The sequence below is a fragment of the Paenirhodobacter populi genome (assembly GCF_004022215.1).
GTDB classification, from domain to species: Bacteria; Pseudomonadota; Alphaproteobacteria; order Rhodobacterales; family Rhodobacteraceae; genus Rhodobacter; species Rhodobacter populi.
The window spans coordinates 1-19177 of record NZ_SAUZ01000005.1 but is presented as its reverse complement, the minus strand read 5'-3'; the positions used below and the strand labels follow the sequence as shown (position 1 = coordinate 19177).

Here is a 19177-nt window from a genome sequence, read left to right as displayed (position 1 = left end):
GGCTGGTCATGCGCGCAGGATACCGCGCCGGAACCGGGCGGGGAAGACGCAGAACGAACAAGGAACATCACATCTGACCGCTTACCCGACCGCGCGGCTGGCCAGATAGTTCACCACCAGCGCCGCCATCACGATCGCCACGCCAAGAAGCTGGATCGCGGTCGGGATGAGTCCCTTGAACACCGCGTCGAGCACCAGCGCCGTCACCGGCGTCAGCAGGATGAAGGGCATCACGTTCACCGCGCCGATCCGCGAGATGGCCTTGAACCACAAAAGGAACGGTATGCCCGTCAGCAGCACCGCGAGGATGGCGAAGGCCACCACATTCGTCACCGTGATCCCGCCGCCGAAATCCCCGATCAGCAGCGTCACCAGCGCAAGCTCCACCCCGCCGACCAGCAACTGCCAGCCGGTGAAGGCGGCGAAGCCGATGGGCGCCTTGCCCCAGCGGTTCATCAGCACCCCGCCGAGCGACAGCGACACCGTGCTGGCCAGCGCCGCGGCGACGCCGATCCCGTCGATCCGCACCCCGGCCCGCAGGACGACCAGCGTCACCCCCACCACGCCCATCGCCACGCTGAGGAACTGCATCGCCGAAGGGGTCTTGCGCAGGATCCCCCAGGCCAGCAGCAGCACCGCGATCGGGCCGAGCGCCTGAAAGATCGCGGCGACGCCGCCGGGCAGGCGCATGACGCCGATGAAGAACAGCCCGAAGAACACCCCGGTATTCAGCGTGCCGAGGATGAACAGCCGCCCGAGCCAGTCACGCGGCGGCAGCTCCCACCCGATCGCCAGCAGGAACACCGCCCCGCCAAGCGCCCGCACCGCCGCCACCAGCGCCGGGTGGTGCGGCAGCATGTCTGTCGTCAGAAGATAAGTGAACCCCCAGAGAATCGCGGTCGCCATCGCCGCAAGTCTTGAGCCGGACATATGCACCTTCGATGACCGGAGGGCCGGTCGCTGCTTCGTCATTCGCGGGGACACTATCTGGTGCGAAAGGCGCCGGTGGCAATCGCCGGAAGCCGGTTTTTCCTCACCGGGGGGATCGTACTCCGGAGAGGGGGGTGCGGGCGGAGGGGGTGCAGGGGGCCAGCCCCCTCGCCCGTTCCGGGCTCACCCCCGGGATATTTATGGAAACACGAAAGGGATAAAGTGTTTCTGTTTTTGCGTTTTCAGGGGACGGGAGGGCGCGCGAGCCGCGCGCGCGGGCAGACCCGACAGACCGGGTGCCGCCTGTGCGTCTCGCGCCGCGCGTGTGGGCAGACAGCAAATAAGCGATCTGCATCTGGGCTTGCGGCAGCGCAGTCCACGTGCGTGTGGGCGGACACTATCCGGAGGACTGATCGCCGGAAGTCCGACAGCGCAGTCCGCGCGCGTGGGCAGACACCAGACGGGCGATTTCCGGCGGCACGGTGGCCGGCGCAGTCCGCGCGCGCGTGGGCAGACACTATTCGGAGGACTGATCGTCAGAAGTCCGACAGCACAGTCCGCGCGCGTGGGCAGACATCTGCCGTCGCGGAACCATCACCGTCGTGCGGTCCGCGCGCGCGTGGACGTGGGCGGACGGGGTCGGGAAGCGGTGCCCGATCCGGCAAGGCCGCCCCGCCACCTTGAGATGCGGTCGGGGCGGATTCCTTCGGGGATCAGGAAATGCCCTGTTCCTTCAGCGCGGCATATCCGCCCTCGACATCGGCCACATTGGTGAAGCCAAGGCCGGTCAGTGTTTCCACCACCGGCCCCGAGCCCTTGACCGAGCCGCAGAACACCACGATCCGCGCGTCCTTCGGCACGGCGGCGAGGGGGCCGGTGAAGGCCGGTTCCACCTGCGTCTTCGGCACGATGATCGCCGAGGCGATCTCGCCGCTTTCGGCCCGGCCCTTGGGCGAGCGCACGTCGATCAGCAGGTCGACCCCGGCCAGACCGGCGGGCAGGTCGGCGGCGGTGATACGGGTAACGGACATCTTCTCTTCCTTTCAGTTGCCGGGAGCGGCATGGATCGGATCGACCCAGTAGACATTCTCGGGTTTCTCGACCGGGTCGACATCGGTGATGTTGACGACCACGGCCTCGTTGTCCGAGCGGACGAGGACGCATTCCAGCACCTGTCCCGGGTCGGCGTTGATTTCCTGGTGGGGAACATAGGGCGGGACGTAGATGAAATCGCCCGGCCCGGCCTCGGCCACATATTCCAGCCGGTCGCCCCACCGCAGGCGGGCGCGGCCGCGCACGACATAGATCACGCTTTCCAGCGGGCCGTGGTGATGCACGCCGGTCTTGGCGTCGGGTTCGATCGCCACGGTCCCGGCCCAGATCCGCTGCGCGCCGACGCGCGCGTGGTTGATCGCCGCCTGCCGGAACATCCCCGGCGTCTGCGCCGTATTGGCATCGAGCTGATCGCCCCGGATCACCCGGATGCCGTCATGTTTCCAGCGCGGCGCATCTTCGTGACTGTGGCCCCCGGGGCCGTGGTCATGAGGCATATCTGTCTTCCTTCCCTGTCTGCGGCGCGGGGCCGCGGTTCATCACGCTGCGGGCGCGCTCGAACACGGTTTCCATCCGCCAGTGATCGTTCGGATAGCGCGGGTCCGCCGCCCATTCGTCCCACCCGTGCAGGCGGCGCATCTCGCCCAGCAGGCCGGCCGCGCGGGTGGTTGCCGGATCGAAGCCCTCGACCCCGCCGGCATCCGGGCCGACGAAGATCGCATCCGCCCGGCAATAGAGTTCGCACATGAAGCAGGTCTGGCACGCCTCGGGATGCGCGATCCGGGGCACCGTGCCGGGCGCGCCGGCAAAGACCCCGGTCGGGCAGACCTCGACGCAGGTGCCGCAGGCGGTGCAGAGATCCCCGGCGATGAATTCGATCATGCCGTCTGCTCCGCCGGCAGCGCCTCGGGCGCGGCCTCCGGCCGGTCGAGGCCCCGCACCCGGATCCGCCGCGCCAGCGCCGGATCGGCGCCGGGGAAATCCGTGCGCTGGTGGATGCCGCGGCTTTCCCGCCGTGCCAGGGCCGCGGTCAGCGTCCAGCGCGCCGTGGCGACCATCGCCGCCAGCTCGCGCGTGGCGGGATCGGGCGCGGCCTCGCAGACCGCCGTCCATGCGGTGTCGAGCGTGGCGAGGCTGGCGCGCAGGGCCTTTTCCTCGCGGAACAGCACCTTGTCGTAGCGCAGCATCGCGTCCTGCACCTGCGCGAGGATCGCCGCCCGGTCGATGCCGCGCCCGCCGGCAAGCCCCGCCCGTCCGACGCGCCGTCCGCCGCCGCGCCGCGGGCTGCGCGCCGCGATCCGGGCCGCCCCCTCCCCCGACCAGAGGCCGGAGGACAGCGCCCAGGCGGAATTGATGTTGCCGCCGCCCGAGATCGCCCCCGCGACCCGTTCGCGCGTCGCCGCGTCGCCCGCCGCGAACAGGCCCGGAACGGCGGTGGCGCAATCCGCGGTCTCGACCGCGATGCCGCCGATGCCGCGGATCGTGCCCTCGCCATGCAGCGTGACCTCGAACCGCTGCCGGTAGGGGTCGATCCCCCAGCGGTGGAACGGCAGCACGAAATTCGGCGAGATGGTGGGCACGCGGTCGCGAATATCGGCGGGCGTGCGCGACAGATCGGCAAAGACCGGCCCGCGCAGCAGCGCCTGCGCCAGCGGCCGGGTGATATCCGGCCCGCCGACCGGCAGCACCCGCCCCGTTTCGTCGTAATAGGTGGCGAAGGCGAAGGACATCGAGCGCGTCAGCGTCGTGCGGGCGGGCGCGACGCAATAGACGGCGGTGAATTCCATCCCCGACAGGTCGGCGCCCGCCTCCGCCGCCATCAGGTAGCCGTCGCCCGTATTGTTCCACGATCCGAGCAGGCGCGAGCGGAACGCCGTCCCCCCGGTCGCCAGCACCACCGCCCCGGCATCCACCTGCCAGCCGGCCCCGCCCGAGGTGCGCACGCCGCTTGCCCCCGCGACCGCGCCGTCGGCATGCCGCAACAGCTGCTGCGCCGCCGCGTGGTCGATGATGCGGACGCCGATCCCTTGCAGCCGGCGGCGCAGCGCGCGCATGTATTCCGGTCCGCGCAGCGCCCGGTAGCGCGGCACGCCGGCATCGTCGCGGGGGAAATCGTAGACATCGGACAGGCCGGGCAGGCTGTTCCAGGTGGTGTCGAGGATGCGCGCCATCCAGTCGGCCTCGTTCAACCCGCCCGACTGCGCCAGCCGGCGCGCGATCGCGGCCGGACGGTCGGCGGGCGCGACCCACCAATGCCCCGGCCCCGCCGTCGCCGTCACCCCCGAGGTGCCGAGCCAGCCCTTTTCCACCAGCACGACCGAGGCGCCCGCCCGCCGTGCGCCGATCGCCGCCCAGGCCCCGGCCATGCCGCCGCCGATGACCAGCACATCGGTGGTGATATGGAAGCCGCCGCTCATGCCTCGGCCCCGTGCCGGATTTCGTGCCGGACGCCGAGCCAGTCGAGCAGGACGCCCCGCGCCCGCGCCACCCTCGGGTCCGCCACATCGCGCGGCCGGGGCAGATCGACCGCATGTTCATGCGCGATGACGCCGTCCTTCATCACCAGCACCCGGTCGGCCAGCAGGATCGCCTCTTCGACGTCATGCGTCACCAGAAGGACGGCGCAGCCGTGGCGCTCCCACAGCTCGGCCACCAGCCCCTGCGCCTTGATCCGCGTCAGCGCGTCGAGGGCGGCGAAGGGCTCGTCCAGCAGCAGCAGATCGGGTTCGCGCACCAGCGCCCGGGCCAGCGCGGCGCGCTGCGCCTCGCCGCCCGAGAGGACCTTGGGCCAGACGTCGGCGCGGTGGCCGATGCCGACCTCGGCCAGCGCGCGCCCGGCCCGCGCGCGATCCGGCCGGCCCGGCAGCCCCAGCACGACATTGTGCCAGACCCGCTTCCACGGCATCAGCCGCGGCGCCTGAAAGGCGATGGCGCGTTTGCGGGGCAGTGTCACCTCGCCCTCGAAATCCGGGTCGAGATCGCCGAGGATGCGCAGCAGCGTGGACTTGCCGCAGCCCGAGGCCCCCAGCAGCGCCACGAATTCCCCCGGCCGGATCGTCAGGTCGAGGTTGTCGATGACGCGCCGGTCGCCGAAGCTGCGGCTGAGCCCGCGCACCTCGACCGCGGCGGGGCCGCCAAGGCCCCGGCCCGGATCGCCATCCGCGGAGGGCGTCACGCCCCGGTGAAACTCGGTCGCCATGCGAGGAATATCCTTTCGAGGGTGCGCACGACCATGTCGACCGCAAGGCCGAGGATCGCATAGACGACAAGGCAGACGACGATCACGTCGGTCTGAAAGAATTCGCGGGCATTGGCCATCAGATAGCCGACCCCCGCCGTGGCGTTGATCTGTTCGCCGAAGACCAGCGCGAGCCAGGCGATCCCCAGCGAATAGCGCAGCCCCACCAGCGCATTGGGCAGCGCCCCGGGCAGCACGACATGGCGCACCAGCCCCGCCCGGCCAAGGCCGAGGGTCCGGCCCGCCTCGATCAGCGTCTGGTCGACGCCGCGAATGCCCGCATAGACGTTCAGATACAGCGGAAAGGCCGTGGCCAGCGCGATCAGCGCGATCTTCGGCGCCTCGCCGATGCCGAACCAGATGATCAGCAGCGGGATCAGCGCCACGTTCGGCACGGTGCGCAGCATCTGCATCGGCGCATCGACCAGATCCTCGCCCAGCCGGGTCAGCCCGGAGGCAAGCGCAAGCAGCACCCCCACCGTCCCGCCAAGCGCCAGCCCCGCCATCGCCCGACCGAGCGACACGACGATCGCCTGTTGCAGCTCGCCGGTCGCGATCAGCCGCGCCGCGCTGGACACGACCGTCGCCGGCCCGGCCAGAACCTCGGCCGGCAGAACCCCGGTGACCGAGGCGATGTGCCACAAGGCCACCAGCGCGACCGGCCCGCTCGTGCGGCGCAGCCAGCGCGGCAGGCCGCGGCCGCGCGCATGGGCGGGCACCAGCCGCACCCGACCGGCGGGCGCGGCACGGCGCGCGGGCGCCGGGGGCACATAGGTGCCGGGGCTTTCGGTCACGCTCATCCGTTCGTCACCGTCACGGGCAGATCCCGGTAAACGTAGTCCGCCAGATTCAGCTGACCAGTCAGGACCCCGGCCCCGACCCAGGTGTCGTGGACATTCTGCAAGGTGGCAACGAAGGCGTCATCGACCGGCTTGCGCCGATAGCCCGACTGTTCGGGATACAGCGGTTCGACCGTGGCGCGGTCCTGCTTGCTGAAGCCTTCGTAGAAGGTCAGGAAATCCTCGCGGTTCGCCCGCGCCCAGTCGTAGCTCCTGTCGATCCGGCCGACGAAATCGTCGATCGCGGCGACCTTGGCGGGATCGGCCAGCGTCCTTTCGGTCACCGCATAGACGATGTTGCCGGTGTTCACGCCCACCCCGTCGAACAGCTCGCGCGCGCCCAGAACGCCCACGCTGCGCGCCTTGTAGACGCCCCAGGTGCCCCAGGCGTCGATCGACCCCGACTGGAACGCGGCCGAGGCATCGGCCGGCGTCAGGAAGGCGAGCTTCACCTCGGACGGGTCCACCCCCGCCTTCTTAAGCGCGCCCAGCACGAGGTAATGCGCGACCGATCCCCGCGTCGTTGGCGAGATCGTCTTGCCGCGCAGATCGGCGAGCGTTTCGATCCCGCTGCCCTTCGGCACGAGGATCGAGGAGCCAAGTCCGCCGTTGGAAAAGACCGCCGCGAGGCGCACCTTCGATCCGCCGGCGATGGCGCTGACGGCGGGGCTGTCGGCGGACATGCCGATATCGGCGGCATCGGCCTTCAGCGCCTCGTGCAGGTTGACGGCGGCCGGATAGACCGACCATTCGATGCGGTAGGGCAGATCGTCCAGAAGCCCCGCGGCCTCCAGCCGGGCGCGCTGTTCGCCCACCTGATCCGCGACGCGCAGCACGACCTGATCCTGCGCGTTCACCCGCGTCGCCGCCAGCCCGGCCACCAGCAATCCCCCGAAGGTGCGGCGAGAAATTCCGTTCATCATCTGATCCCCTATTCGGCGGCAAGGCGCCGCGTGGTGTTCCGGTTGGCGGGCTTCGCCAGCCCGAGAGAGTCGCGGAAGGTCGTGCCTTCGTATTCGGTGCGGAACAGGCCGCGCGCCTGCAGGATCGGCACCACCGTATCGGCAAAGACCGAAAGCTCGTCCGGCAGCGAATTGTTGAAGACGAAGCCATCGGCCCCGCGCCCGGTGAACCAGCGTCCGAAGGCGTCGGCGACCTGTTCCGGCGTGCCGATGAAATCGGTGCGCGGCGTGGCGAAACGCTGCGCGGTCTGCCGCAGCGTCAGGTTTTCCGCCCGCGCCAGAGCGATGATCCGCTCCGAGGTGGAGCGGTTCGAATTCGCCGCGACATGCGCCACATCCGGGAAGGGCGCGTCGAGGTCGTATTGCGAAAAGTCGTGTTCGTTGAACGACCGCGCCATGATCAGCAGCGCGTCCTCGATCGAGGTCAGGCCGATGAACGCCTGATACTTGCGTTCGGCCTCCGCCTCGGTCGAGCCGATCACCGGGCGCAGGCCGGGCAGCACGAACAGCGTATCGGGGTCGCGCCCGAACCCGGCCGCGCGGCGTTTGACATCGGCGTAATAGGCCTGCGCCCCCGCCAGATCTCCCGGCTGCACGAAGATCGCGTCCGAGCGCGCGGCGGCGAAGTCGCGCCCGTCCTCCGAGGCGCCGGCCTGAAAGATCACCGGCTGCCCCTGCGGCGAGCGCGCGATGTTCAGCGGCCCCTCGACCTGAAAGAAATCGCCCCGGTGGTCGAGCCGGTGCAGCTTGTCCGGGTCGAAGAACCGGCCCGAAGCCTTGTCATGCACAAGGGCGTCGTCTTCCCACGAATCCCACAGCCCCTGCACGACATCCAGATGTTCCGCCGCCAGCCGGTAGCGCGTCGCGTGATCGTAATGCTTTTCCCGGCTGTAGTTGCGCGCCGATCCTTCGAGCCACGAGGTCACCACGTTCCATCCCGCCCGCCCGCCCGAGAGCTGGTCGAGCGAGGCGAACTGCCGCGCGACGTTGAACGGCTCGGCGTAGCTGACCGTCAGCGTGCCGACGAGGCCGATATGATCCGTCACCGCGGCCAGCGCCGACAGGATCGTCAGCGGCTCGAAACGGTTGAGGTAATGCGGGCTCGATTTCGGGGTGATGTGGACGCTGTCCGCGACGAACAGGAAATCGAAGCGCGCCGCCTCGGCGATCTGCGCCTGCCGCCGGTAATAGGCGAAATCGGTCGAGGCGCCGGGCTGAGCGTCGGGATGGCGCCAGTCGCCCCAGCCGGTGCCGTTGCCATGCATCATGAAGCCGAGCTTCATCTGTCTTTGGGCCATGTTCCCCCCCGTGCGCCATGTTCCGTGCATCGGTCCTTCGGGCAATCTACGCCCCCGCCGCCGCCCGGATGAATTCCAAAGATCGCCCCCGGCGGAGAACATCCGCATGGCCGGCACCCCCCGCGGAGCAGGATTATTCCGCCCCGACGTTCAGTTCGCGGGCCGGATCTCGATGATGTCGCGCATTTCCTCCGCCCGGAAATCGGAGATGAGCACCGTCACCGTCACCACCCAATAACCGTCGAGCGGCAGCAGGAACCGGCCCGCATCGGCTTCGCCGCCCCGCATTTCATGCCGGAAGGGGCCAAGGCCGTAGGAGGGCTTGGAGAATTCGATCGCGACGGATTGCGGCACGAAGGGCGCGCCGTCCAGCCGCAGGTCCGACACCCGGACCCGCACCATGCCCATGCGGGGCGGATCGACATGCACCACCGCCGACAGCCCGCCCGCGCGGAATTCCTGCGCCAGCGCCGGCGGCACCGGCACGATGGCGCGCGGCGGCGGGGTAAAGCGCCAGAGCGCGATCACCCCGATGATCGCGGCGGCCAGCACGATTTCAACCGCGATGGCGCGGCGCAGCGGGCGGGTGTCGCCCCGCTCGGCCCGGGGCGTCAGGCGCAGCCGGTTGAATAGCGCCACCGCCAGCAGCACCGCGACCAGCGCGAGCTTTGCCAGCAGAACCCGCCCGTAACCGGTCCGCCACAGGGCGGTGGGATCGGCGCCCAGCTGGACCACCGCGATCGCCACGCCGGACCCGGCAAGCACCGCGACACCCCATGGAATGGCGCGCGAAAACCCCGCCAGCGCGCCGGCCCCTCCACGTGCGAGCTGCGCCGACAGCGGCACCAGCGCCCCGATCCAGAGCGCCGCGGCGATCACATGGGCGGCGACGGCCGGGCGCATCACCGCCTGCGGCGGCGCGGTGGCCGCATGCCCGGCCGCCGCCGCGGCCATCCCGCACGCCAAGAGCCCGACCAGCGCGATCACCCGGCCCGGCCGCGTCAGCGCCGCGATCAGCGCGCCCGCCGAAAGCGCCAGCGCCAGCCCCGGCGCCCCCGCCGCGCCCTCGCGCCAGGGGGCCCCCGTCAGCAGTGCGGCGGGCGGCAGGCCCAGCAGGTCGAGCCCCTGAAACCCCGCGACCGGCAGCAGCAGCGCAAGACCCGCGCCCGCCGCGGCCTGCGGAAACCGCGTCCCCTGCCGCCCGGCGAAAGCCTGAAACACCGCCCCGCCCACACCGCACAGCAGCGCCCCGATCAGCGCCGCCCGCAGCGCCCAGACCCCGGCGCGCGTGGCAAGGGGCGCGTCGTCCGACGCCTCGGCGATCGCCGTCTCGACCTCCACGGAAAACAGCTGCGCCCCCGCCAGCGGATGCCCGTCGGCCGAGGTCACGCGCCATGACAGCAGATGGCTGCCGCGCGCGAGCCCCTCGGGCAGGGCAAAGCGCAGGGAATGGCCCTCGATCTCCGGCGGGGGCAGCAGGACCGTGCGCCCGTCCGGCGCCGAAAGCCGCGCCGCCAACGGGCGCACCCTTTCGTTGAAGGTCAGGGTGATGTCGCGCGGCGCGGCCTCAAGCAGCACGCCGTCGGGCGGCGCGGCGGAAACGAGGCTCGCATGCGCAACGGCCTGCCCCGCCGGAACCAGCCACAGCAGAGCCACGGCAAACCCCACCAGAAACCAGCCCGCCACGCGGCGGCACCGCAGGGCGGCGGTCATCGCGCCGGCTGGACCGTCAGCACCGGCGCCGGGCTGTCAGCATCCGCCGTCCCGATCCAGCGGGTTTCGCGGTCGCCGCAGATCTGGATCACCGGGATCGCGATCGCCCCGGGCGCACCGGCGGCAACCGTGGCGCGCAGGGTGAAACTGGCCTTCGTGCCGTCCGGCAGCGAACCGCCCTGCCAGCCGACCTCGCCCTCGGCCACCGAAACCTGCCATCCGTCCTTCGGCACGGGCACCGCGGCCTCCAGCCCCTCGGGGATCGCGACGCGCAGCCCGGTCGTCGCCGCGCCCGCGCAGCCGTGGCCCACGATCAGGCCGATGTCCAGCACCTGACCGGGCTGCGCCCGGTCCGGATGCAGATGGATATGCGCCGCCGCGGGCAGCGGCACGAGCCCCGCGACGGCCAGCAGGGCAAGGCGGTGGAACAGGATCATCCTCTTCCCTTCGGTCTGAAAGCGGCCTTCAAAATCGCCCAAGCGCATCTTCCTCCTTCATTCTTCCATAAATATCCCGGGGGTGAGGCCGCAGGCCGAGGGGGCTGGCCCCCTGCGCCCCATCCGCGCGCGCCACGATCCCGGCAAGGCCCGACCCGACCGCGCTACCAGCTCGCCTCAAGCCCAAGATGCCGCAGCGCCTCATGGCGCAGCTCGGCGATGCGGGGATGGCCGCGATGGCGGGGATAGGGCAGATCGACGGTCAGGTCCGCCACCACCTGCGCCGGACGCGGGCCGAAGACGATCACTCGCTGCGCGAGATACAGCGCCTCCTCGACATCATGGGTCACCAGCACCGCGGTCAGCCCGCTTTGCTGCCACAGCCGCACCAGTTCGGTCTGCATCGCCAGCCGCGTCAGGCTGTCGAGCTTGCCCAGCGGTTCGTCGAGCAGCAGCACATTCGGCTGGTTCACCAGCGCCCGCGCCAGCGCGACCCGCTGCGCCATCCCGCCCGAAAGCTGATGCGGATAGGCCTTGTCGAAGCCCTGCAACCCCACCAGGTTGATCGCCGCGTCAATGCGGTGGCCCTCGGTCTTCAGCGTGCCCTGCGCCTCGAGCCCAAGGGCGACATTCGCCCGCACCGTCCGCCAGGGGAACAGCGTCGGATCCTGAAACACCAGAATCCGCGAGGGATCGGGGGCGCCGACCTGTGCCCCATCCACGCGGATCGCGCCCGAGGCCGGATGGTCAAGCCCCGCGATCAGCCGCAGCAGGGTGGACTTGCCGCACCCCGACGGCCCCAGAAGCGCCACGAAGGAGCCCGGCTCGATGGTGAAGGACACGTCGTCCAGCACCGGCAGCGGCGCGCCTTCAAGGTCGAAGCGGTGCGACACCGCCTCGATCGAGATTTCCCGACCCGCGCCCGGCAGGTCCTCTTTCAACGCCGCGGTCACCACCGGACAACCCCCTTCTGCCAGACAAGCACCCGGTCGCGGATGCGGAACAGGAGCGTGATGAGACCCGAACACATCGCCGCCATCACGAAAAGCGCCGCATACATGTTGGCATAGGCGGCCCAGCCCTGCGCCCATTGCAGATACCAGCCAAGACCGGCCTCGACGCCCAGCATCTCGGCCACGACCAGCACCGCGAAAGAGGTCGACAGCCCCATGAACAGCCCGACGAAGACATGCGGCAGCGCCGACGGGATCGCCACCTTGACGATCAGGAACAGCGGCGAGGCGCCAAGCGTGCGGGCGATTTCGTAATAGTCGCGGTTGACCGCGGCGATGCCCGACCAGGTCAGCACCGCGACCGGAAAGGCGGTCGAAAAGGCGATCAGGAAGACGCTGGCCGAACCCGAGCTGGGAAAGATGAAGAACGCCAGCGGCAGCCACGCGGTCGCCGGCAGCGGCCCGATATAGCGCAGCAGCGGCGTCGCCCAGTAGCTGACCGCGCGCGACCAGCCCATGCCGACCCCGATCAGGAACCCCGCGATCGCGCCGAAGAAAAAGCCCTTCGCCAGCAGCCAGATCGAAAAGGCCGCACTGTGCAGGATCTTGCCGTAGTCATACAGAAAGACCTCCAGCATCGCCTGCGGCGTCGGGAAGAAGGGCTGCGGCAGCCATCCCGTCTTTGCCGTCACCACGGTCCAGAGCACCGAGGCCGCACCGATGGCGAAGAGCCACGGGCCGCGCAGCGCGCTCCAGCGTCCGACGCGGCCAAGCCGGTTGCCGAACAGACCGAGGAGCGTCAGCACCCCGCCCACCGCCCCCCAGATCAGCGCGAGTTCCCGCCCGAGCGGCTGATAGGTCAGGTCCGGCACCAGCAGCAGCACCGCCACCGCCGCGAACCACGGCAGCGCGGCAAGCAGCGTCCAGCCCTGCACCGGGGCCGGCGCGCGGCCCGCCTCCAGCGGCAATTCGATCGAAGCCATCGGTCCCTCCCTACGCGCTCAGCACATCGGCATAGACCCGGTCGGCGAAGGCCTGCGGGTCGGTCGAGCGGCGGAAGATGTTGATCTCGCGCAGTTCCGACGCATATTGCGCGATCTCCGTGCGCAGGTCGGCGCCGGTCGGATGGTGGTCGTGCGTCTGATCGGCCAGCACCGCCACCAGATCCTCGATCGAGCGGCCTTTGGGCGCATTCGGCAGGAAGGCCTTCGCCGCGTCCTCGGGCTTCGCCACGGTCCAGTCCTGCGCCTCGAGCAGCGCGCGCGTCAGCGCCCGCGACGTTTCGGGATCGTTGCGCACCAGATTGCCGCTGATGCCGACGATGCAGCAGACGCGGTTTTCATAGCCATGGTCGAGGTTCGAGGCCACCTGCACATATTTGCCGGGCGTGTCGTGCAGCCAGAAATAGGCCTTCGGATCGCCGTCGGCGATGGCGTCCACCTCGCCCCGCTCCGCCGCGAGTTCCAGAACCTCGGCCGAGAAGGCCCGCCATTTCACATCCTTTTCGGGGTCGAGCCCGATATCGTGCAGCTGGATCGAGAAGAAGTTCTTCGCCGGTGCCGCAAGATCGGTGACGCCGATGCTCTTGCCCTTGAGATCGGCAAGATCGGTGATCCCGGTCGACTGCGGCGACAAAAGCCGCATGCAGCCGCCATGCGTGCCCGCCGTCACCTTGACGTCGAATCCCTGTTCCAGCGCCTTGAGCCAGCGCAGCGCCATGCCGACGCCGCCGTCCGCCTTGCCGGTGGCGATCGCCTCCAGCAGCGTTTCGGTCGAGGCGCCGAAATTGACGATCTCGATATCCAGACCATGCTTGGCGAAGATGCCCTGATCGATGGCGACGAAGACCGGTGCGAGGCAGATGGACGAGGCGTTGGAGGCGAACCTGATATGTTTCAGCCCGCCGGCGCCCTGCGCGCGGGCGAGCGAGCCGATCCCCGCCCCAAGGAACGGCGCGGCGAGCGTCGCGCCAAGGGCGGTCTTCAGAAGATGTCGTCGGCCAGAGGCGATGCGGGTCATGCGGGAAATCCTTTCACGGTCCATGAGACGGTTATTCTGCGTTCGGTCATTCTGCGGCGCGGCTGCCGGCGGTTTCCCCGGCTACCAGCGCGCGCACGCGCGGGATCAGGTCGCGCCCGTATTCCAGCGCGTCGGCCAGCGGATCGAAGCCGCGGATCAGGAAGGTCGAGATGCCCAGCCGGTAATAATCAAGCATCGCCTCCGCCACCTGATCGGGCGTGCCGACGAGCGAGGTCGAATTGCCGTTCGCGCCGGTCAGCCGGGCGAGTTCGGTCCACAGCCGCTTGTCGAGCCGCGCGCCCTGCGCCGCGGCGGCCAGCAGGCGGCGCGAGCCCTCGTTCTGCGGCCGGTCGGGATCGGTCGCATTCACCAGCCGCTGTTCGGCCCCGGCGGCGCGCAGCGCCCTGGCCTGCGCGAGGATGCGGTCGGCCTTGGCCCAGGCCTCCTCCTCGGTGGCGCCAAGGATCGGGCGCAGCGAGAGCGAGAACCGCGGCGCGCGGCCATGCGGCGCGGCGGCGGCGCGCACCGCGGCGATGGTTTCGGCCACCTGCGCCTGCGTCTCGCCCCAGAGCGCGTAGACATCGGCATGCTTGCCCGCCACCGCGATCGCCGCCGGCGAAGAGCCGCCGAAATAGACCGGGATGCCTTCCGGCCCCTGCGGCTTCACATCCGAGAAGGCGCCCGAGACCCGATAGAATTCGCCCTTGTAGTCAAAGGGCTCGCGCCGCGTCCATTCCTGCCGCACGATGTCCAGATATTCCTGCGTCCGGGCATAGCGTTCGTCCTTGGTCAGCCAGTCGCCGTCCTGCGCCAGCTCGCGGTCGTTGCCGCCGGTGATGATATGCACGGCGACGCGCCCGTCCGTCAGATGGTCGAGCGTGGCAAGCTGCCGCGCCGCGAGCGTCGGTGCGGTGAAGCCCGGCCGATGCGCCAGCATCAGTTTCAGCCGCGACGTCACCTGCGCGACATACTGGCCGACGAACAGGCTGTCGGGCGTGGCGGAATGAAAGGCGAGCAGCACCCGGTCGAAGCCGCCCCGTTCATGGATCGCCGCCGAGGCGCGGATGAAGGCGCGGTCGATCACCGGCCCCTGCCGGGGGATGATCTCGGAGGCGTTGTGATTGCCGATGAAGCCGATGAATTCCACGGACATGCGTTTTCTCCTATAGCCCGAGCACGGCGCGCCCGGCGGTGATGAGGGCAGTGTCTTCCTGCGGGCTGTGGATCCGGCCGCACAGGACGTCGCGCAGGTGCCGCTCCAGCGGATTGCGGCGGGCGATGGCATGGTTGCCGGCCAGCCTGACCGCGCCCTCGACCGCCGCGATCGCGTTTTCGGTGGCGACATGCTTGATCAGCCCGGTTTCGCTGGCGGCGGGCGGATGCCCGGCATCCACCTCGGCGGCGGCAGAGCCGATCAGCCGGCGGTTCACGGCGATCCGTTCCTCGATCGCGCCAAGGGCTTCCTGCATGCGCGGCAGTTCGGCCAGCGGCTTGCCGAGGTTCGCAGGCACCCGCGAGGTCAGGAAACCCGCGATCCAGTCCCGCCCCGCCTCGGCCACGCCGGTATAGAGCGCGGCGATCAGCAGGCCGATCCAGGCCGAGGCGTCGCCCCCCTGCCCCGCCCATTCCTCGGGCCGGCGCAGGTCGGCGGCATATTCCGCGGGCAGCGCGACATCCTCGAAGATCACGTCATGACTGGACGAGGACCGCAGGCCAAGGGTGTCCCAGCTCCGCTCGATCCGCACGCCTTCGGCCGAGAACGGCACGAGGAACTGGCCCACGCGGGGCGTTTCCTCATCGGTGCGGGCCCAGACGATGCCCCAGCTCAGGCCCTCGCTGCCGGTGGAATAGATCTTCCGGCCGGACAGCCGCCAGCCGCCCTCAACCCATCGCGCGGTGGTGGCGGGCAGGCCGCCCCGCAGCGGCGTGCCCAGATCCGGCTCGACCCGCAGGGCGTTGACCAACTCGCCGCGCTCGGCGGCGCCGGTGGCGACACGGGCGACCAGCGCGGCGGGCCAGCGCCCGCGGTGGAGCGTTGCAAGCTGCGCGTATTGCATCACCAGCACCAGCCCGGTCGAGGGATCGCCCCGGCCGATCTCGCGGATCACCTCGGCGGCGACGGCCAGCCCCCGGCCCGCGCCGCCGAACCGCACCGGCACCGTCAGCGCCAGCAGCCCGGCGCGCCGCAGCGCCGCGATGTGATCATGCGGAAAATGCCCCCCGGCATCCAGCGCCCCGGCATCCGCCGCGAAAAGATCGGCAAGCGCCCGGGCGCGTTCGGGTTCTGAGGCGACGGGTGTCAGCGAAGAGATCAGCATGTCCGGTCCGGAATGGCGCCCGCGCAGCGCGGGCAATGTCGTATCCTGCACCGACATTTTAGGCGCAGTGGCGCCAGGACCCATTCCAATGTTCCCGCCCGGAGGAGAAGAAGGTGGTTCCCGCCCCCCGGCGCGCCAGTGCAATGTTTCTTTCCGCCCCCCAACCGGCCCGGCGGCCACCTCCACCGCGGTTTCCGCCGAAAGACTCTTCTCCCTTCATTCTTCCCTAAATATCCCGGGGGTGAGGCGCTTGCGCCGAGGGGGCTGGCCCCCTTTCGCCCCCACCGCCCGCGCGCCCGGTGCCGGGCCCCCGGGGCCCCCCCCAGCGGCACTCCCCGGTGAAACCCGAACGCCCGGTCCGCGGTTTTCCGCCAAACAGGAATATTATTCCCCGACCCCGCCGCGCAAAAGAATTTAAATCACGACGCTCATGGTAGACTTTTCACAGAATAAGGATCCCCGGGAAACCATCTCGCCTCTGCCGGCGTTGGGCACCAGAGGATCATCCGGAAAAGGAACATGACGGAACGGAACCGCGCCCTTCCCCTCTGTCGCAAGACCCGCCGGCCGTCGCACGGCCGAAGGTCGCGCAGCCCGTTCCCGTCCTGTCGATGCAACAGGAGACGTGAATGACCAGCCTTCCGCCGCAAGAATTCACATCCGTCGCACGTGCCGAGGCCCCCCTCGACGAAAACCGGGGCTTCGCCTGTCACGTGCTGATCATCGGCGGCGGGGCTAGCGGCACGCTGATGGCCCTGCACCTGCTGAACGCCTCGCCCGACATGCGGGTCACGGTGATCGAGAAAAGCGCCCTTCTGGGTTGCGGCATCGCCTATTCGACCACCGATCCGGGCCATCTGCTGAACACCCGCGTCCACAACATGAGCGCCTATCCCGACCGGCCGGAACATTTCCGCGACTGGCTGCGGCAATCGGGCATGGCCCCCGGCGCGACGGACGAAAGCTTCGTCGGACGGCAGATCTACGGCCGCTACCTCAACGACCTGATCGCGCGGGAACGCGACCTGCCCGAGGTCTCGCGCCTGCGCTGCGTCAAGGACGAATGCCTGCGGCTCGAGGAAACGCCGAAGGCGGTGATCGCGCATCTGGGCGACGGCACCTGCATCCGGGGCGACCGCGCCATTCTGGCAACCGGCCATGCCGTGCCGGTGCAGTCGCATGCGGTGCTGACCAGCGGCTGGGATTTCACCCCGCCCGCCGATCCTGGCCAGCCCGTCGTCATCATCGGCACCGGCCTGTCGATGATCGACCACCTGATCACGCTGCTGCGCAACGGCCATCGCGGGACGATCACCTGCGTCTCGCGCCGGGGGCTGCTGCCGCAGGTCCATACCGAGACGAAGCCGTTGGCGATCAGCCGCGGCCACGTTCCCCTTGGCGCGCCGGTCAGCGCCATCCTGCACTGGATGCGCGGGCTCGCCGCCGATGCGGAACGGCAGGGCGGCACCTGGCGCGATGCGGTCGACGGCATCCGGGCGCATGTCTCGGCGATCTGGCGCGCCTGGCCCGAGGCCGAGCGTCGCCGCTTCCTGCGCCATGCCGCCAGCTTCTGGGAGGTGCACCGCCACCGCGTCCCGCCCGACTCCGCCCGCTGGCTGCAGGAGGCGCGCGACCGCGGCCAGTTGCGCATCCTGCGCGGCCGGTTCGAGGAGGCCACGATGGGCGAAGACGGCCTGATCGCCGTCCGCATCCGCACCTCCGGCGGGGAGCGGGTGCTGCCCGCGGGGCGCGCCGTCGACTGCCGCGGCATCCGCCGCGATCCGGCCAAGGACAGCGCCCCGGTGATTCAGGATCTGCTGGCGCGCGGGCAAAGCCGGCTCGACCCGCTGAAGCTGGGCATCGACACCAACGAATGGGCACAGGTGCTGCTGGCCGATGGGCGCCCCTCGCGGCGGCTGTTCGCGATCGGCCCCTGCGCGCGCGGCGCGGCATGGGAAATCACCGCCATCCCCGACATCCGGGTGCAATGCGCAGAACTGGCGCGCCATCTGCATGCGATCGAGGCGCAGGACCCCGTGGGCGTATCGCGGGGCTGATCCCCTATCCGAAAGGGCGCCGGTTTTCCGACGCTCTTTATCCTTTTATTTCGACAGCTCTTCACAGACCTTCCTCACAGCGCCCGGATCGACTGCGGGCGCGAAATTTCCCCAACCGCTGCGGATGTAATCCGCCATCCCCGCCATCCCCGCCACCCGCGCATCGTCAAGGATCGTGCCGAAGGCCGGCATCTCCGGGCCGGTCGGCGGGCGGACGCCACCCTGCCCGACCACCAGCCAGCACGGCACGGATGATTGAGGTTGGATCGTTTGCCTCCGCCGGCGGCCCAGCCAAGCCCGAACACCGCCGCATCTATATGCGGCAGCCGTGTTGGCGTGCCTGCCATGCCGGTTGGCCTCCGCTTTCGATCAGGCCGCGCGACCGGCAATGGACAAGGGGTCCAGATCCAGCTTTTCGTTGTAACGGGTCGCACAGGGGCAATCGTGGTGCACCGCCGGAAAGCCGGTCTTGCGCCAAAACGCCATGTTCCGGTTGCCGCCAGAGATAGGTTCGGCGACGAACCCCTCCATCGTATTGTCGAGGATATGGGTGAACAGCACCTTCGAGGGGATCGGGCTCAGCGGCCTCCCTGCCCTTTAACGGCGATCTGCATATCCCGGCCGGGATCGGCGAATTCCCCTGACAAATGGTCAGGCAATATTGCGACAGCGGGGCGAGCCCCATGCGGCAGCGGTCCCGCATCACCCGGGGAAGCGGGTCGCTCTGCCCGGGCATGCCGTTCCGGAACGGGCCGCACATGTAAAGCCGCTCCGACGTGCCATAGCTGCCGGCCAACTGGTCCGCGATGAATTCGGCCCCTCCCGCCCGAGAGGGACAACACATTCGCCGCGGGATCAGGCATGCGGCGATGGCGCCCATGGTGCGCGCCTGGGCCGACCTGAAGAACCACCAGTCTCCGTCAGGTTCATCTCGCAATCCGGATCGGCCATATTCGACCGATCGCAGAGGAAGACCCGCCCACGGCAAGCCGCCTTTCCCGCAATGGGCCCCCGTCACATATTCGGATAATTCGGTCCGTCGCCGCCCTGAGGTGTTGTCCAGTTGATGTTCTGGCTGGGGTCCTTGATGTCGCAGGTCTTGCAGTGGACGCAGTTCTGGAAGTTGATCTGGAAGCGCGGGCCGGCCTCGTCCTCGACCACCTCGTAGACGCCGGCGGGGCAGTAGCGTTGCGCGGGCTCGGCGTAGTCGGGCAGGTTCACCCGGATCGGCACCGTCGGATCCTTCAGCTTCAGGTGGCAGGGCTGCGATTCCTCGTGGTTGGTGAAGCTGAAGGCCACGTTGGTCAGCCGGTCGAAGCTGATCACCCCGTCCGGTTTCGGATAGTCGATCGGCTTGAAA

Annotated in this window: 20 protein-coding genes; 1 reads left to right on the top strand and 19 read right to left on the bottom strand. The window is 69.7% G+C overall.

What is annotated here, in order from left to right; translation table 11 throughout:
• Positions 1 to 81: 81 nt before the first annotated feature.
• The 16 genes from D2T30_RS05880 to D2T30_RS05805 form a co-directional block, all read right to left on the bottom strand.
• Complete coding sequence (locus D2T30_RS05880) at positions 82 to 930, bottom strand: DMT family transporter (RefSeq protein ID WP_128208142.1); 849 nt, start codon at positions 928 to 930, stop codon at positions 82 to 84.
• Between the two features lie 713 nt (positions 931 to 1643).
• Entirely contained in the window at positions 1644 to 1961 is a 318-nt protein-coding gene (locus D2T30_RS05875; RefSeq protein WP_128208141.1) for a rhodanese-like domain-containing protein, read from the bottom strand.
• A gap of 12 nt (positions 1962 to 1973) precedes the next feature.
• Positions 1974 to 2480 (bottom strand): cupin domain-containing protein, encoded by a 507-nt coding sequence (locus D2T30_RS05870; RefSeq protein WP_128208140.1) that lies wholly within the window; start codon positions 2478 to 2480, stop codon positions 1974 to 1976.
• Positions 2470 to 2865 carry a 4Fe-4S dicluster domain-containing protein gene (locus D2T30_RS05865; protein WP_128208139.1) on the bottom strand — a complete coding sequence of 132 codons (396 nt, stop codon included), beginning with the start codon at positions 2863 to 2865 and terminating at the stop codon, positions 2470 to 2472. Before D2T30_RS05865 ends, D2T30_RS05870 begins: the two co-directional genes overlap by 11 nt.
• Positions 2862 to 4400: an FAD-dependent oxidoreductase gene (locus tag D2T30_RS05860; protein ID WP_128208138.1), complete on the bottom strand. Its 1539-nt coding sequence runs from the start codon at positions 4398 to 4400 to the stop codon at positions 2862 to 2864. The genes D2T30_RS05865 and D2T30_RS05860 overlap by 4 nt, the downstream gene beginning before the upstream one ends.
• A complete protein-coding gene (locus D2T30_RS05855) occupies positions 4397 to 5182 on the bottom strand; it encodes an ABC transporter ATP-binding protein (protein WP_128208137.1) in 786 nt (261 codons plus the stop codon). Before D2T30_RS05855 ends, D2T30_RS05860 begins: the two co-directional genes overlap by 4 nt.
• Positions 5155 to 6021 (bottom strand): ABC transporter permease subunit, encoded by an 867-nt coding sequence (locus tag D2T30_RS05850; RefSeq protein WP_128208136.1) that lies wholly within the window; start codon positions 6019 to 6021, stop codon positions 5155 to 5157. Before D2T30_RS05850 ends, D2T30_RS05855 begins: the two co-directional genes overlap by 28 nt.
• A complete protein-coding gene (locus D2T30_RS05845) occupies positions 6018 to 6980 on the bottom strand; it encodes an ABC transporter substrate-binding protein (protein ID WP_128208251.1) in 963 nt (320 codons plus the stop codon). The genes D2T30_RS05850 and D2T30_RS05845 overlap by 4 nt, the downstream gene beginning before the upstream one ends.
• An 11-nt stretch (positions 6981 to 6991) precedes the next feature.
• Complete coding sequence (locus D2T30_RS05840; protein WP_128208135.1) at positions 6992 to 8320, bottom strand: LLM class flavin-dependent oxidoreductase; 1329 nt, start codon at positions 8318 to 8320, stop codon at positions 6992 to 6994.
• A gap of 150 nt (positions 8321 to 8470) precedes the next feature.
• Positions 8471 to 10033 carry a copper resistance CopC/CopD family protein gene (locus tag D2T30_RS05835; protein ID WP_128208134.1) on the bottom strand — a complete coding sequence of 521 codons (1563 nt, stop codon included), beginning with the start codon at positions 10031 to 10033 and terminating at the stop codon, positions 8471 to 8473.
• Positions 10030 to 10470, bottom strand: a complete 441-nt coding sequence (locus tag D2T30_RS05830) for a DUF1775 domain-containing protein (RefSeq protein WP_128208133.1) — start codon at positions 10468 to 10470, stop codon at positions 10030 to 10032. The genes D2T30_RS05835 and D2T30_RS05830 overlap by 4 nt, the downstream gene beginning before the upstream one ends.
• 164 nt (positions 10471 to 10634) lie before the next feature.
• The gene (locus D2T30_RS05825; protein WP_206612873.1) at positions 10635 to 11426 is read right to left on the bottom strand and encodes an ABC transporter ATP-binding protein; all 792 of its coding nucleotides are present in this window, start codon (positions 11424 to 11426) and stop codon (positions 10635 to 10637) included.
• Positions 11420 to 12406 carry an ABC transporter permease gene (locus D2T30_RS05820; RefSeq protein WP_128208132.1) on the bottom strand — a complete coding sequence of 329 codons (987 nt, stop codon included), beginning with the start codon at positions 12404 to 12406 and terminating at the stop codon, positions 11420 to 11422. Before D2T30_RS05820 ends, D2T30_RS05825 begins: the two co-directional genes overlap by 7 nt.
• Positions 12407 to 12416: 10 nt before the next feature.
• On the bottom strand, positions 12417 to 13442 hold the full coding sequence (locus D2T30_RS05815; protein ID WP_128208131.1) for an ABC transporter substrate-binding protein: 1026 nt from the start codon (positions 13440 to 13442) through the stop codon (positions 12417 to 12419).
• A 46-nt stretch (positions 13443 to 13488) separates the two neighbouring features.
• Positions 13489 to 14595, bottom strand: a complete 1107-nt coding sequence (locus D2T30_RS05810) for an LLM class flavin-dependent oxidoreductase (protein ID WP_128208130.1) — start codon at positions 14593 to 14595, stop codon at positions 13489 to 13491.
• A 10-nt stretch (positions 14596 to 14605) separates the two neighbouring features.
• Positions 14606 to 15817, bottom strand: coding sequence for an acyl-CoA dehydrogenase family protein (locus tag D2T30_RS05805; RefSeq protein ID WP_241560622.1), 1212 nt, complete (start codon positions 15815 to 15817; stop codon positions 14606 to 14608).
• A 572-nt stretch (positions 15818 to 16389) separates the two neighbouring features.
• Between D2T30_RS05805 and D2T30_RS05800 the strand changes: the two genes are divergently transcribed.
• Positions 16390 to 17817, top strand: coding sequence for an FAD/NAD(P)-binding protein (locus D2T30_RS05800; protein WP_128208129.1), 1428 nt, complete (start codon positions 16390 to 16392; stop codon positions 17815 to 17817).
• Between the two features lie 45 nt (positions 17818 to 17862).
• Here D2T30_RS05800 and D2T30_RS23025 read toward each other — a convergent pair whose 3' ends face one another.
• The 3 genes from D2T30_RS23025 to D2T30_RS05790 form a co-directional block, all read right to left on the bottom strand.
• The gene (locus D2T30_RS23025; protein WP_164884230.1) at positions 17863 to 18066 is read right to left on the bottom strand and encodes a hypothetical protein; all 204 of its coding nucleotides are present in this window, start codon (positions 18064 to 18066) and stop codon (positions 17863 to 17865) included.
• Between the two features lie 120 nt (positions 18067 to 18186).
• A complete protein-coding gene (locus D2T30_RS05795) occupies positions 18187 to 18378 on the bottom strand; it encodes a gluconate 2-dehydrogenase subunit 3 family protein (protein ID WP_164884229.1) in 192 nt (63 codons plus the stop codon).
• A gap of 453 nt (positions 18379 to 18831) precedes the next feature.
• The coding region (locus D2T30_RS05790; protein ID WP_206612872.1) for a 4Fe-4S dicluster domain-containing protein at positions 18832 to 19177 on the bottom strand (346 nt) is incomplete at its 5' end.